Below are 14,210 nucleotides of genomic sequence, written 5' to 3'. Positions count from 1 at the left end.
AAGGACATGCTGCAATTATGACGCCAACTCTAAAAGCCGGATTTTGGACATCCGCTCTTATCCGCCGCGCCGAAACGGCAGGGGCTTTTGCGGCCGTTGTCAGGCAAGGGGACAAGGATGCCGGCGCCTGCCTTGTGAAGGTTAGGTTATTAGATGGCCAAGCCGCTTTATACCGTCCCATTCGTAATATGGCCGGCGAGCGGGTTTGGCTGCCTAAGGGTCCTGAAAATGAAGCCGAAATTGATCTTTATATCAATAACCGCGTTGATGATGATCCGGATATTTGGGTCATTGAAATTGAAGATCGCAAAGGGCGTCATTTCCTAACGGAGCCTATCGACGCTTAGCGCAATTGCCGCCATAATCTTGCGCCGAGCAGGATAGAGGCCGTGATTAATCCTGCCATCAGGCCATACCAGACACCATTGGCGCCAATCTCGGTTTTGAGGGCCAGAACATAGGCAACGGGGAAGCCGACGAGCCAATAGCTAATCCCTGTAAAGACCATTGGCCAATTAACGTCCTTAAGGCCCCGCAAAAGTTGATTGGCCGCGACTTGAAGCGCGTCAAAAAACATGAACGCTGTTGCGATGGGTAAAAAGCCTATAACGAGGGCAATCACCTCAGCATTTTCAGCTTTTTCCAAATTAAGATAAAGCGAGGCTGTGACTTCGGGGAAGAACCCAACTGGAATAGCCAAAACCATAATCGCGATAACCGAGGCCACGAGGGTCGTGCTAGCTGCGCGGCGTGTGGCGGGTTTATCGCCTGCGCCCTTGGCGAGTCCAATCCGCACGGCCCCTGCCATTGACATACCCCAAGGCAACATAAAGGCGAGAGCGGCCACATTCAGCGCGATTTGGTAGGCTGCTTGCTCCATGACGCCAATGACGCCCATAATTAAGACGGCTGCATTGAAAAGCATGCCTTCAAACCATGTAGTTACGCTAATGGGCGCGCCCAAAATAATAACCTCTTTGAATCGGGTCCAATCAGCTTTCCAGAAATTCTTGAATATCTGAAAACTATTCGCGCGTTTGTCTAAGCGAATATAGAGTACGAAAAGTAAAAAGCCGAAAATATAGGACAAAGAGGATGCGATGCCCGCGCCTAAAAGCTCAAGCCGCGGCGCGCCAAAGTGCCCGAAAATAAAGATATAATTCAGCAAGGCATTCATGGCCGTAACCGTCATGACCAGCACAAAGGGAATCTTTGTCTTTTCAAGCGCCGCCAAGAAATTACGCAAAGCCATTGTCGCCATGGCAAAAGCCAAGCCCGGCCCTAACGCCAAGACATAGACGCCAGCTTTTTTCGAGACTTCAGGGTCTTGGCCCAAAGCAAGCGCAAGAGGTTCAGTAAATGTAAGAAGCCCAATAATGAAGGGCGTCATCATAAAGACAATCCACAATGTCATCCGCACAGAGCGGCGGGCATCTCTGGTGTCATTTTGATCGGCGCCAAGGGCTTGCGAGACCAATGGCGAGACGGCCATAACTGGGCCTGAGCCAATCATCCAAAGCGCAAAATATATCACGGTTCCGATGGCGGCAGCGGCTAAGTCTTCGGGGCTAATACGGCCAATCATTAAGATGTCGATGGTGAAGACAAAAAACTGGGCGAGTTGTGCAGCCGCCATGGGAATGCCAATCCATAATAGAGCGCGCATTTCGCCCCACCATGTTTGCGGTAAATCCGCTTTTTGCGGCATTTGATCTGTCAGTGTCTCAGACATTTGCGCCTGTTAAGGAGAAAAGCCTGAAAGATAAAGACAATTCGAAAAGCAGAACAAAGTGTCAGTGTCACAAAGCTGTCATAAAAAATGTAAAAAACTGTCAAACGACTCTGTCATAGGGCTGTCGAGAGCTCGAAAACGTTGTTAAAACCAAGGCCGAAAACGGCCCATCGTGTTAAGACGTTAGAACGATGACATATATTTTGAAAGGCAGCGTGGCTGCTTCACTTATGGCTGCAATGCTGGCAACATCTGAAATTAGTCATGCGCAAGATTTTACGATAGATTTTGGTGGGCGTCACATGCTCGATTATGCATTTGCCGATATTAGTGGCCCTGACAGCAAAATACGGGATGAAGAAATCCGCCGGTTGAGAGGTAAGGTCTCGGGAAAGCTAGGGTCTAAATGGTCTTATAAAGTTGAGACAACAATAGATACGGAATCTGATGGTTTTAATCTCATTCTCGAAGATGCCTATGTTCAGTTTAAACCCGGTATTGGAAACTGGGCTTTTATTTTTGGGCAAGACAACACAACCGTTTCTATGTTGGAGCAAGAGTCCTCACTGCATAGCGGCACTTATGAAAGAGCAGCTTTTACCGATGCTTTCGGGTTTTCCCGCCGGCTTGGCGTCGTGGCCAAAACAAAAGGCTATAAAGGTAATAAGTTTACGCGTCCGAAAGTAGACAAGCCATTTGGTCAAGGAGGCTTAGGAGCTTTGTCATTCATTGCGCATTATGACAATCTTGACCTTCAGGATGCTGTTTATACTGGCAAGCTTGACACATTTGCGTTGGGAGCAGATTGGTGGCCTACGAGTAAAACCCGATTGGGCGTTAACTATTTCAACGCAGATGCCGAAAATGGATCTGCCGATAAAGGCGAGGGCATTGTTGCTCGCGCACAATTTGAATTTTAATTACTTATGCGATCAAAGGTGAATGCTATGATTATGAAAACACTTATATTGGGAACAGCCAGTGCGGCTTTCCTTATGGCTTGCGGCGGTGGCGACACGGCGGCTGTTAAAGAGAAAACAAGCGAAGCCGTCAATGAAACAGCGGAAAAAATGACTGGCGGCGATATTCGTGTGGTCGGGTCTTCGACTGTCTATCCGTTCTCAACAAAAGTGGCTCAAGAGTTTAAAAACAAAACAGGTTACAATGTAGTTGTTGAATCTACAGGTTCAGGCGGTGGCCACAAATTATTCTGCTCAGGTGCAGATGCGACAACGCCTGATATTACAAATTCATCGCGTCGCCAGAAGAAGTCTGAATTTGATAATTGCGTGAAAAACAATGTCGGCGATGTTGTTGAGGTAAAAATCGGCTTTGACGGCATTGTGCTAGCGAATGCTGTTGATGCCGCCGTCATGAATATGAGCCTCAAAGATGTTTACATGGCCTTCGCCAAAGAGATCCCAACATCCGACACTGATTGCACCATGCAGGAAAACCCATACACTATGTGGTCTGAGATTAACCCCGAGCTTCCAAGTGTTAAAATCGAGGCCTACGGCCCGCCCCCGACATCCGGAACGCGTGACGCTTTTGTCGAGATTGCGATGGAGGGCGGTGCAAAATCCGTTGCCTGTATGGCTGAGCTTCTTAAAGCAGATAAAAAAGCCTTCGCTAATAATGCGCATACGCTGCGTGAAGATGGCAAATGGATTGATGCGGGCGAGAATGACAATGCGCTCGTGCAGACATTGGTAAATACCCCAACGGCTGTAGGTGTCTTTGGATATTCTTTCCTCGACCAAAATGCTGATAAGATTAAAGGGGCAAATATTGACGGCACAGCCCCTGAGTTTGAGAACATCGCTGCCGGTGATTACCATGTTGCGCGCTCGCTATATTTCTACATTAAGAAAAGTCATGTCGATATGACGCCGGGCCTTCAGGAATTCGCGCTTGAGTTCACATCTGACGCTGCTGTTGGGCCGGGCGGATATCTTGAAGAAATCGGTCTAGTACCACTTCCTGATGCAGATCGTGCCGCTGTTCGCGCGACTGTCGAGAACATGACGCCTTACAGTCAGTAAGCCCTAAATTGGCATAAAATTTAATCAACAGGCGGCGTCCACGGTTATCTGGACGCCGCTTTTTCTATGTCGTAAAGCTTTCACAAATCTGTATTAGAGACAGATAAAATATTAGGGACATAGGCGGATTCGGTGGGTCAAATCTCAATCTATATGATGCTGCTTATTGCAGTGCTGACGATAGGCGGTTTTGTTTATAATCGCAGCTCGGCCTTGGGTAAGTTTCGCGCGGCAAGGGCTGCTGCCGGCGGTAAAATGGCGCCTTTAGCCTGGCACTCCCAAGCTAGCTATCATGGCTATTTTACCGCTTGGTTGGTGGCTCTCTCAACTCTCGCTGTTTTTATAGTCGGACGTGTTATTAACGGTCAGGGCATGGTGTTTAACGGGCTCTGGCTCGCGGCTATTATTCTTACGGGACTTGCGGTTACGATTATTACAGGCCGCAAAGTCAGCGGCACATTCAGAGCCCGAACCTATGTTGAGCGGTTCATTCACGGATTGCTGATTTGCTTATCCGTCATTGCTGTTCTGACCACACTCGGCATCATTGCCTCGCTCTTGTTTGAAAGCTTACGTTTCTTCCGCGAAGTGCCTTTCATGGATTTCCTTTTCGGGCTTCAATGGTCTCCGCAAACAGCGATGCGGGCTGACCAAGTCGGGCAAAGCGGCTCCTTTGGAGCTATTCCGGTCTTTGCGGGTACATTTTTGATTATGCTTGTCGCGATGGCGATTGCAGGACCTGTCGGATTGATGATCGCCATATACCTAACTGAATATGCCTCTGCAGGGGTGCGTAAATGGGTGAAGCCTGCCATTGAAATTCTTGCGGGTGTTCCAACAGTCGTTTACGGTTTCTTTGCTCTGCTGACATTTGCGCCCTTTGTGCGAAGTTTTGCTGAGACCCTCGGATTTTCTGTTCCTACCCAAAGTGCGATTGCGGCGGGTGTGGTGATGGGCGTTATGATTATTCCCTTTGTGTCTTCTCTGTCCAGTGACGTCATCAATTCCGTGCCGCAAACCTTGCGTGATGGATCTTATGCCTTGGGCGCAACGGAGTCAGAGACGATGAAGCAGGTCGTCTTTACCGCCGCGCTACCGGGCATTATTGGAGCCTTTATGCTCGCTATCTCCCGCGCGATTGGCGAGACCATGATTGTCTACATGGCGGCGGGTAAAGCAGCTAACCTGACGGCTAACCCGTTTGAAGCTGTGACCACTGTAACGGTCCAAATCGTAGCCTTGCTCACGGGCGACTCTGACTTTGATAGTGCCAAAACCTTAGTAGCCTTTGCTTTGGGCTTAGTGCTTTTTGTTATTACGCTGATTTTAAATGTTGTCGCGCTGACTGTTGTGCGGCGCTATAGGGCGAAATATTAAATGACTGATACAAGCTTTACCTCCGAAGCCGCTCTGAAACGCCTTAAGAAACGCCGCGGCAAAGAATGGCGGTTCCGTATCTGGGGGCGCGCCGCAATTGGCTTTGCGCTTGCTGCCTTGGCATGGCTTTTAATCAGTATCGTTGGCACCGGCTATACGGCATTTCAGCAGAATTTTATGACCCTTGAATTTGAGCTCAGCGAATCTGTGCTTGCGCCTGACGGCACTCGCGATCCTGAAAAGCTGCGAGGCGCAAATTATCGCCGGATAGTGCAAACAACCATGTATGAGCTTTTTCCAGAGGTTACGGACCGCAAAGCCAAACAGGAATTATTTGGTCTTACTTCGGCCTCCGGCGCGACGAATAAATTACGGCAGATGGTGTATAACAACCCCGAGCTTATTGGGCAGACCATTAACGTTACAGTTCCGGCTTCTGACCAAATTGACCAATTACTCAAGGGCTACATCAAACGCGATACAGATGAGAGCCGCCGTAAGGTCTCCGACCAACAAATTGCTTGGGCCGACACGCTTAAAGAGCGGGGCGTCATTAAGAAGAAATTTAACCGCATCCTCTTTATGAATCCTGACAGCCGGGATCCTGAACTCGCGGGTATCGCGAGTGCAGTGATCGGCTCTGTGATGATCTTAGTCGTCGCTTTTGTTCTGGCGTTCCCGATTGGTGTGGGCGCGGCGATTTATCTGGATGAATTTGCGCCGAAGAATAAATTTACGGATTTCATTGAGATCAACATCAATAATCTAGCGGCCGTGCCCTCTATTGTTTTCGGTTTGTTAGGTCTGGCTGTGTTTTTGAATTTTATGGGTATGCCGCGCTCAATTCCTTTAGTGGGCGGTATGGTGTTAGCTTTGCGTGTTTTTCCGACCATTACGATTGCAACGCGGTCAGCTTTACAAGGCGTTAGCCCCTCAATTGTTGATGGCGCGCTCAGTCTTGGCGCATCACATACTCAAGCGGTGTTCCAGCAAAAGCTTCCACTCGCGGGACCCGGCATTTTAACGGGCTCAATTATTGGTATGGCACAAGCCTTGGGCGAAACCGCGCCGCTGTTGATGATTGGTATGGTCGCCTTTGTGACTGAGGTGCCGAACTCAATCACAGAGCCGGCCACGGCGCTTCCCGTTCAAATCTTCCTCTGGTCAGACAGTGCGGAACGGGCTTGGGCAGAACGGACATCAGCCGCTATTATCGTATTGCTTGTTGTTCTGATTACGATGAACGGCTTTGCCATATGGCTGCGCAACCGCTTGGAACAAAGACGCTAAGCTGCGCCAGAAGAGATTTTGATATGACTGAGACAATTAAAACCAAATTTACCTGCCGCGATGTGCGTGTTCATTATGGTGATTTCGAAGCCCTGCATGGTATTGATATTGATATTCCTGATCGCGGCGTGACGGCGTTTATCGGGCCATCAGGTTGCGGGAAATCTACTTTCTTGCGCACTTTTAACCGTATGAATGACACGATTGATGGATGCCGCGTCAGCGGGAAAATTCTCATGGATGGCGAAGATATTTACGATAAAAATTTAGACCCTGTTTTATTGCGTGCACAAGTCGGGATGGTGTTCCAAAAGCCCAACCCCTTTCCAAAGTCTATCTATGATAATGTGGCTTACGGGCCGCGTATTCATGGGATGACCTCATCCAGGGCAGAGCTTGATAATTTGGTTGAAAAATCCCTTCGCCGCGCAGGATTGTGGGATGAGGTCAAAGACCGCCTCAAGCTCTCTGGCACAGGCTTATCGGGCGGACAGCAGCAACGCTTGGTCATCGCGCGGGCTATTGCGGTTGATCCTGAAGTTATTCTTATGGACGAACCGGCCTCGGCGCTTGACCCGATTGCGACTGCTAAGCTCGAAGCTCTGATTGACGAGCTTAAAGAGCGTTATTGTATTATTATCGTGACCCACTCCATGGCTCAGGCCGCGCGTGTGTCTGATAAGACAGCTTTTTTCTATATGGGTGATTTAATCGAATTTGATAATACGGATAAGATTTTCACAAATCCTGGCAATAACCGGACCCAAGACTATATTACAGGCCGCACTGGTTAGTGTTTAAGCATCTTGCGCATAGGTGAGGGAGAGGAAGACATCTTCCAGATCCGGCTCCTCTGTGCGCAAATCCAGAATAGATAATCCTGCAGATTTAACTTGCGCCAACAGTCCTGAAATCGAATCTGTGCCGCTACGATAGGTGATCGCGATTTGGCCAGTCTCCGATATGTTAGCTTCAAGACCGCTCAGCTCTTGGGGAAGGGCCTTAATCGGTTCTGTCGGGGTAATCACCAAGGTGCGTTTATCAAGACGCGACATTAGGCTTGTCTTGCTTTCATTAGCGACGATTTCACCGTGATGCATGATCGCGATTTGATCGCAAAGCGACTCTGCTTCTTCGAGATAATGCGTTGTCAAAATAATCGTTGTGCCGCGCGCATGTAGCTCTTGGACATAATCCCAAAGTTGTCGGCGCAGCTCAATATCAACGCCCGCTGTAGGCTCATCCAGAATAAGAACAGGCGGATTATGGACGAGAGCTTTGGCAATCAATAAGCGCCGTTTCATGCCGCCCGACAACTGCCGCACATAGGCATCGCGCTTATCCAAAAGGCCAAGCGCAGATAATATTTCTTCGCTGCGGCGTTTGGCTTTGGGAACGCCGTAATAGCCCGCTTGCAGTTCCAACGCTTGAAAGGGCGTGAAAAAGACATCCATCGCAATTTCTTGGGGAACGATACCGATAGAGGCGCGGGCTTGGCGGGTTTGGCTTTGAACATCATAGCCGCAAATTTTCACCTCACCGTCTCCTTTATTCACCAAGCCGGCAAGAATATTGATCAGTGTGGATTTTCCTGCACCATTCGGTCCGAGAAGCCCGAAAATAGATCCGCGCGGAATAGTCAAATCCACACCTTTGAGCGCATGTTTTGCAGGCGCTTTTTTGCTCTTGGCATAGGTCTTTGTAAGGTTTTTAATTTCAATGGCGGGGGCGTGTGTCATAAGCCGTCCTTAGCTTATCTTTCCATATCTTGGAAAGCTAATTCGAGGCCCGTTTGCCATGGTTCCAAAAGGTAATTGAAATCCCGCTCAAAGGCGGAAATATCTAATGCAGAATTTACGGGACGTTTGGCGGGCCGGGGAAAATGCGCTTCGCCCACGCGCTCTATGTCTGGGACTATCTTGGCGCGTTTAAAGATGGCTTCGGCGAAGTCAGCCCAGCTAATAACGGGGCCGCTATTGCTGACATGGTGAATCATGGGCTTGGACGGAATGCCCTCCAGCGCTGCGAGGCAGGCTTCGGCCAAATGCCCGGCATAGGTTGGGCGGCCAAATTGCGTACTGACGAGGTTTAGCTGTGTCTCGGTTTTGGCGAGATGCAGCATGGTTGTAAAAAAGTTTTTACCTTCCGCGTCATAGACCCAGCTCGTTCGCAATATCACACTTCTGCCATCCGCAGCTATGACGGCGCGTTCTCCTGCAGCCTTACTCCGGCCATAGGCATTCAGCGGTGCGCGTTTATCCGCAGGATCGTAAAGGCCTGATTTTGCTCCATCGAATACATAATCTGTGGAGACATGTATGAAAGGTATATTGGCCGCCTTGCAAGCAAGCGCCATCATGCCCGGTGCTTTGGCGTTGAGCCGGTTGGCATCTGCCTCTCGCTGTTCCGCGCCATCTACATTTGTAAATCCACTGGCATTTATAACGGCCTTGGGCGCGTGATGACGGATAAATCCAGCTATGTTACGAGTCTCCGTAAGAAGATTGAATTCGTCTTTACCGTGACAGCTATGTACCTGGCCGCGTGCGGTGAGTGACCGTTTTAACGCGCGGGCCAGTTGCCCATTTTTGCCAAAGATCAATATACTCATATGAGGCCCAGGCGCTCTCCGACGCCGCTGCGCTTAAGTAGCGGCTCCCACCAATTGCGGTTCTCGAGGTACCAGCGAACAGTTGCGGCAAAGCCTTCATCCGCGGATATTGTTGGTTCCCACCCCAATTCGCTTTTTATCTTAGAGGCATTAACCGCATAACGCCTATCATGGCCGGGTCTGTCTGTAACAAATGAAATGAGATCAGAATATTGCCCTGAGCGACGAGGCCGCTCAGCATCCATAATTGCACAGATTGTATGTACTATATCGATGTTACGCCGTTCATTATTCCCACCAATATTATAGGTCTCGCCAAGCCCACCTTTATCCAAAACAGCGAAAAGAGCTTTGGCGTGATCTCCGACATAGAGCCAGTCGCGGATATTTTCGCCCTTGCCGTAAACGGGGATAGGCTGTTCTGCGAGGCAGGATAATATAATAACCGGAATGAGCTTTTCCGGGAATTGAAACGGCCCGTAATTGTTAGAGCAATTTGTGATCAATACTGGCAAGCCGTAAGTGCGGCCCCAAGCGCGAACCAAATGATCACTGGCGGCTTTACTGGCGGAATAGGGCGAGCTTGGCGCGTAAGGCGTTGTCTCTGTAAAGGCTGGATCTGAGGCTGAAAGGTCGCCATAAACCTCATCGGTTGAGACATGTAAAAATTTCACACCATGATCTCGCGCCGCCTCAAGCATATTAAATGTGCCGTTTATATTGGTGCTGATAAAGTCGGCTGCGCCCTCTATAGAACGGTCTACATGGGATTCGGCGGCCATATGGATGACGGCGTCTGGCTTGAATGTCTCGAAGACATTCTTAAGCGCTGTACCGTCTCTGATGTCCAGATGTTTAAAGGTGTAATGTGGGCTGTTCTCAATGGCCGCTAGGTTTGCCGCGTTTGCAGCATAGGTCAGAGCGTCAATATTAACGACGTCACGGCCTTGTGCGATGGCTTGGCGGATAAGTTCCGACCCGATAAAGCCGCAGCCACCTGTCACAATTAGTGTCATGAGAAAGGGCTTTCAAAAGCGGCAAAAGCTTCGCCGGATTGATCGCGCTTGGAAATAACGGGCGCATCAAGTCCCCAATCAATCCCCAGTTGGGGGTCATTCCATATCACAGACCCTTCACTTTGAGGGGCGTAATAGTTCGTTACTTTATACATGACTTCGCAATGTGCTGAACGGGTAACATAGCCATGTAGAAAACTGGGGGGGACCCAGAGCTGCGCGCGTGTCGTATCGGATAAGTCTACGGAGAGGTGCTGACCATATGTTGGGGAGCTTTTTCGGGCATCTACAATGACGTCCATAATTCTCCCGCCTTGGCAAGAGACTAATTTACCTTGGGCATGAGGAGGGGCTTGGTAGTGCAGACCGCGTAACGTTCCAATCTGGTCGGAAACAGACAAGTTATCCTGAACAAATTCAGCCTTGGCTCCTGTTACCTCCTCAAAGATATTTGCCTTGAAGGTTTCCGCAAAAAAACCGCGGCTATCTCCATGTTTTTCGGGTGTGAAAAGCACAGGTCCTTGAATTGAAAAAGTCTCGATTTTCATACTCTGCTTTTGACCGTAAACAAAGATATGTGCAAGCTGTCCCTTGCGTAAAATTCATGCAGACATTGAGCGGCTTATGTCATATCAAAAGGCTATGAAAAGACTATTCCCATATTCGGCGTTCATAATTGCGGCGCTGACATTATTTTTCATGACGCCGCTGGCATATGGGCAAACTAATGAAGCGCAACTCACCGAGGCTCCGGATTTTACGACCAGTAGTCTGGAAGCGGAAATAGAGGCAATTGCGAATGTTGACCAGCTCACGGAGGAGCAACAAGATCAAGTTAAGTCTTACCTTGAAACGGCTATTACATCTTTATCAAGCGCAGCTAAAAATCTTGAGAACCGTGCTCGATTTCAAACCGAATTGGAGAACTCACCTGAAACAGTGATGGAACTTCGGAACTCGGTTGCAGAAATTCAGCAGGTGCTTACGCGTGAGCCGGAAAAAATCCCTGAGCCTATGCGGGAAGAAACGCTTCTGAAGCTTGAACAGGATTTAATTGCAAAGGAAACTGATTTAAGAGCGTTGCGCTCAGAGCTTGAAGGGTATGAAACCGGACTTCAAAACCTCGCCGCGCGGCAGCTCTCGGCGCCGAAAGAGTTGAATGAAGCCCGCTCTAAGATTGGGGAAATCACCACGACCCTTAATGCTTTGGGTGAGGGTGATTTAGACGTCGTTGCGCGTGCGAACCGTAAAAGTCTTCAGGCCCGTAGATATTTTCGCCGCACTCAAATCTCCGCTTTGGAGCAAGAGATTGCAGGTCTGTCCAAGCGCCAGGAAATCGTCTCCTTGCGAAGCACTTTGGCCGACCTTAATCTTCAAAAACTGACTTCCGAAGTGCAATATTTGTCTGAGAAAACAGGACAAAGGCGCCTTAATGAAGCGGCTCAGTTAGAGGAAGATGCTCGAATGCGCTTGGGCGCTTATGCGGACATGCATCCCGTTGTTGTTGAGCTAGCCGAGCGGAATATTCAACTTACGGAAGAGATTGTTCAGCTAGCTTCCGGCGCGGCAGATATTTCGAAACGCACAGCGGCGACCCGTTCAAGGCTAGATATTGTTGAGAGTGATCTGCGCGTCGCCGAAGAGCTGATTGACAATGGAGATTTGGACAGGCGTGCCGGAGCCACATTAAGACGGCTGTCCAATCAATTAACGCCCGCAAATGTTCTCAAAGCGAATATCAGAAAGACTCGGGATTTACGTGTTGACGTTACGCAAGAGGGCTTGATCGCGCAAGAAAGCTTAAGAGAAATTCCATTTGGGCGTGTTGATACGGAGGCTCTTTTAACAGATGCGCGTATCTTGAGGCCTGACCTTGAAGATTTCACAGCCGCAGAAAAAGAAGCTCTACAAAATTTAAAAATCGAGCGCCGCGAGCTTTTACAGCGCGTCATCACCGCGGCTTCATCCCGCAGATCCGAGATTGCAAATTTAGCTCAACAGCAGGAGGCCTTACTCGAAAGTTCTAATAAACTTGAAGTTATGCTCGATGAAAAATTACTCTGGGTGCCCAGTGTGCCGGCAATAGATTTTGAGTGGCCGGCTAAGGTGGGCAAAGGCGTTTTCACCGTCTTTTCACCTCGAAACATCGCGCTGACATTTGATGTCTTTATGTCTCAGCTCCAAAGATATGGGTTCTTAGCCTTTATGTTCTTTCTAGCCATTTTTTCCTGCATATATGTTAGGAAAAGCCTTTGGGAGGATATTTTGGACCGCGCCCAAAAAGTCGGCCGGGTACAAAAAGATAACTACTGGCATACGCCCTCTGTAATCTTATCCTGCATTGTCATAGCATTGCCTTTCCCATTATTGTTCATGATGCTTTGGTTGATTTTTGAATCAAGTTCGTCTCCTGAGCCCTTTATAGCAGGGCTTGCGAACACGTTTTTATATGTGTCTTTGTTTTCATTGTTTTTACTGACTTGGCGGGCCTGGGACCGTGATAAATCTTTATTTGCGGCGCATTATAAGCTGCCAGCCGGGTTTCGGAAAAGCGTCAATAAGGAATTCAGATGGTTTATTCCTCTGGCTGGGTTATTTACGGGTCTGATTATTTTGACGAGCTCAAGTACTGACCCCGATGTTTATGAGGGGTTCAGCGTATTTGCATTTGTCGTTACCGCTATAGCGTTATCTTACTTTGGTTTTAAAGTACTGTGGAACCGCCGTGATGTTCTGTCATCTCAATTTTCGGAAGACAGTTTCTTTAGAAAACATAGAAACCCACTGACATTTATTGTCGTCGCACTCCCGATGATGGCCGGTGGCTTGGCCCTTTATGGATATTATGACACGGCCAGTCAGCTTTTGGGACGGCTGTTTTTCTCGGCTTGGCTTTTCCTGCTCACTTATGTTGTGCAAGGCCTTATTAAACGGACGGTTCTGGTCGCGCAGAGACAATTGGCCTTCCGTCAGGCCATAGAAAAGCGTGATGCCGCCGCCAAGGCGCGCGCAGAAAAATTAGAGGCAGAAGAACGCGGGGAAGAGGTGGCGCCGCCGCCACCTGTCGATACGAGCGAAATTGATATTAAAGCGATTAGCCGCCAATCCTCTCAATTACTCAATACAGTTGTCGTCTTGGTTTTTGCGGCCCTGATGTGGGTGATCTGGTCTGACCTTCTGCCGGCATTGTCTATATTCAATGAAGTTAAGATCGGCTCTTACGCAGGACAAGTTTTAGATGATACAGGCGTGATGAAAGATGTTGCTGTTCCAATCACGCTTTGGAATCTTATTCAATTCTTTGTGATTTTGGGACTTACCTTCATAGCCGCGAAAAACCTGCCGGGCTTTTTGGAAATTTTTGTACTTAACAGAGCGGGTATAGAAGCAGGCTCGCGCTATGCCATTACCACAATACTGGGCTATATTATAATAGCCGTTGGCGTTGTTATTGGCTTTGATAAATTAGGTTTGCAATGGTCGCAATTGCGATGGATCGTAACGGGCCTATCGGTTGGTATTGGTCTGGGCCTACAAAAAATTATCGCGAACTTTGTCTCCGGTCTCATCATCCTATTTGAACGCCCGGTCCGTATTGGAGATTATGTGACTATTGGTGAGCAAAGCGGCACAGTTTCGCGGATTCAAATTCGCGCGACGACTTTGGCTGATCTTGAAAATCGCGAGATCCTAATCCCTAATGAGGCGCTTATCAGTGAGCGCGTGACGAACTGGACATTGTCCAATTCCGTTACACGAGTGACTGTCTATGTCGGTATTGCTTATGGCTCTGATACAGATAGAGCGCGAGAGCTTATGTTAGAAGCGCTCAAAAAGAATAACAAAGTTCTGGAAACTCCTGCACCACAAGTCTTATTCGTAGGGTTTGGTGATAGTTCTCTTGATTTTGAGCTTCGCGTCTTTTTGCGACATTTCGAAGACCGTGTTTCAGTTCGGCATATGGTTCATACCGATATCAATAAAGTTCTTGATGCGGCGGGCATTTCGATTCCGTTCCCGCAGCGTGATTTGAATATTGTTAGCCAGAATATGCCCCTGGATATCAATTCGGCTTCTCCGAGCCCTTCCAAGCCGCGTAAAAAGCCTCAAAGCTAAGCTCAGTCTCCCAATCATGTGCA

General features: G+C 48.7%; 12 protein-coding genes. 7 read left to right on the top strand and 5 right to left on the bottom strand.

All coding sequences use genetic code 11. The features are described 5' to 3' along the window. Positions 1-17 precede the first annotated feature (17 nt). Complete coding sequence (locus F569_RS0105750) at positions 18-347, top strand: DUF1491 family protein (protein ID WP_034387255.1); 330 nt, start codon at positions 18-20, stop codon at positions 345-347. On the opposite strand, the gene F569_RS0105745 is transcribed toward F569_RS0105750, so the two are convergent. Then, on the bottom strand, positions 344-1,732 hold the full coding sequence (locus F569_RS0105745) for an MATE family efflux transporter (RefSeq protein ID WP_026941427.1): 1,389 nt from the start codon (positions 1,730-1,732) through the stop codon (positions 344-346). The genes F569_RS0105750 and F569_RS0105745 overlap by 4 nt on opposite strands. 191 nt (positions 1,733-1,923) lie before the next feature. On the opposite strand from F569_RS0105745, the gene F569_RS0105740 reads away from it, so the two are divergent. The 5 genes from F569_RS0105740 to pstB all read left to right on the top strand — a co-directional run bounded on the left by F569_RS0105740 (position 1,924) and on the right by pstB (position 7,238). Further along, the gene (locus tag F569_RS0105740) at positions 1,924-2,652 is read left to right on the top strand and encodes a porin (RefSeq protein ID WP_026941426.1); all 729 of its coding nucleotides are present in this window, start codon (positions 1,924-1,926) and stop codon (positions 2,650-2,652) included. A gap of 27 nt (positions 2,653-2,679) precedes the next feature. Beyond that, the gene (locus F569_RS0105735; RefSeq protein ID WP_026941425.1) at positions 2,680-3,777 is read left to right on the top strand and encodes a substrate-binding domain-containing protein; all 1,098 of its coding nucleotides are present in this window, start codon (positions 2,680-2,682) and stop codon (positions 3,775-3,777) included. 132 nt (positions 3,778-3,909) lie between these two features. After that, positions 3,910-5,154 carry a phosphate ABC transporter permease subunit PstC gene (pstC, locus tag F569_RS0105730; protein ID WP_026941424.1) on the top strand — a complete coding sequence of 415 codons (1,245 nt, stop codon included), beginning with the start codon at positions 3,910-3,912 and terminating at the stop codon, positions 5,152-5,154. Further along, positions 5,155-6,444, top strand: a complete 1,290-nt coding sequence (gene pstA, locus F569_RS0105725) for a phosphate ABC transporter permease PstA (RefSeq protein ID WP_026941423.1) — start codon at positions 5,155-5,157, stop codon at positions 6,442-6,444. Between the two features lie 23 nt (positions 6,445-6,467). Then, positions 6,468-7,238 (top strand): phosphate ABC transporter ATP-binding protein PstB, encoded by a 771-nt coding sequence (gene pstB / locus F569_RS0105720; protein ID WP_026941422.1) that lies wholly within the window; start codon positions 6,468-6,470, stop codon positions 7,236-7,238. Between the two features lie 3 nt (positions 7,239-7,241). Here pstB and F569_RS0105715 read toward each other — a convergent pair whose 3' ends face one another. From F569_RS0105715 to rfbC, 4 genes are read right to left on the bottom strand one after another with little or no spacing between them, the layout of a single operon-like run. Further along, positions 7,242-8,183, bottom strand: a complete 942-nt coding sequence (locus F569_RS0105715; protein WP_026941421.1) for an ABC transporter ATP-binding protein — start codon at positions 8,181-8,183, stop codon at positions 7,242-7,244. 14 nt (positions 8,184-8,197) lie between these two features. Beyond that, positions 8,198-9,055, bottom strand: coding sequence for a dTDP-4-dehydrorhamnose reductase (gene rfbD, locus F569_RS16690; RefSeq protein ID WP_034387250.1), 858 nt, complete (start codon positions 9,053-9,055; stop codon positions 8,198-8,200). Then, a complete protein-coding gene (gene rfbB / locus F569_RS0105705; RefSeq protein ID WP_026941420.1) occupies positions 9,052-10,071 on the bottom strand; it encodes a dTDP-glucose 4,6-dehydratase in 1,020 nt (339 codons plus the stop codon). Before rfbB ends, rfbD begins: the two co-directional genes overlap by 4 nt. Then, on the bottom strand, positions 10,068-10,619 hold the full coding sequence (gene rfbC, locus F569_RS0105700; protein WP_026941419.1) for a dTDP-4-dehydrorhamnose 3,5-epimerase: 552 nt from the start codon (positions 10,617-10,619) through the stop codon (positions 10,068-10,070). The genes rfbB and rfbC overlap by 4 nt, the downstream gene beginning before the upstream one ends. Before the next feature lie 76 nt (positions 10,620-10,695). Between rfbC and F569_RS0105695 the strand changes: the two genes are divergently transcribed. Then, on the top strand, positions 10,696-14,187 hold the full coding sequence (locus tag F569_RS0105695; protein ID WP_026941418.1) for a mechanosensitive ion channel domain-containing protein: 3,492 nt from the start codon (positions 10,696-10,698) through the stop codon (positions 14,185-14,187). Positions 14,188-14,210: the final 23 nt, after the last annotated feature.

Origin of the sequence: Hellea balneolensis DSM 19091 (assembly GCF_000428525.1) — a bacterium.
In the GTDB taxonomy this organism is placed as follows: Bacteria; Pseudomonadota; Alphaproteobacteria; order Caulobacterales; family Maricaulaceae; genus Hellea; species Hellea balneolensis.
This window is presented reverse-complemented; position numbering and strand designations above follow the sequence as displayed.

Bases quoted from the DNA above. Each gene is read 5' to 3' on its own strand.
- F569_RS0105750 (WP_034387255.1), top strand. From the start codon at position 18: ATGACGCCAACTCTAAAAGCCGGATTTTGGACATCCGCTCTTATCCGC.
- F569_RS0105745 (WP_026941427.1), bottom strand. From the start codon at position 1,732: ATGTCTGAGACACTGACAGATCAAATGCCGCAAAAAGCGGATTTACCG.
- F569_RS0105740 (WP_026941426.1), top strand. From the start codon at position 1,924: ATGACATATATTTTGAAAGGCAGCGTGGCTGCTTCACTTATGGCTGCA.
- F569_RS0105735 (WP_026941425.1), top strand. From the start codon at position 2,680: ATGATTATGAAAACACTTATATTGGGAACAGCCAGTGCGGCTTTCCTT.
- pstA (WP_026941423.1), top strand. From the start codon at position 5,155: ATGACTGATACAAGCTTTACCTCCGAAGCCGCTCTGAAACGCCTTAAG.
- pstB (WP_026941422.1), top strand. From the start codon at position 6,468: ATGACTGAGACAATTAAAACCAAATTTACCTGCCGCGATGTGCGTGTT.
- F569_RS0105715 (WP_026941421.1), bottom strand. From the start codon at position 8,183: ATGACACACGCCCCCGCCATTGAAATTAAAAACCTTACAAAGACCTAT.
- rfbD (WP_034387250.1), bottom strand. From the start codon at position 9,055: ATGAGTATATTGATCTTTGGCAAAAATGGGCAACTGGCCCGCGCGTTA.
- rfbB (WP_026941420.1), bottom strand. From the start codon at position 10,071: ATGACACTAATTGTGACAGGTGGCTGCGGCTTTATCGGGTCGGAACTT.
- rfbC (WP_026941419.1), bottom strand. From the start codon at position 10,619: ATGAAAATCGAGACTTTTTCAATTCAAGGACCTGTGCTTTTCACACCC.
- F569_RS0105695 (WP_026941418.1), top strand. From the start codon at position 10,696: ATGTCATATCAAAAGGCTATGAAAAGACTATTCCCATATTCGGCGTTC.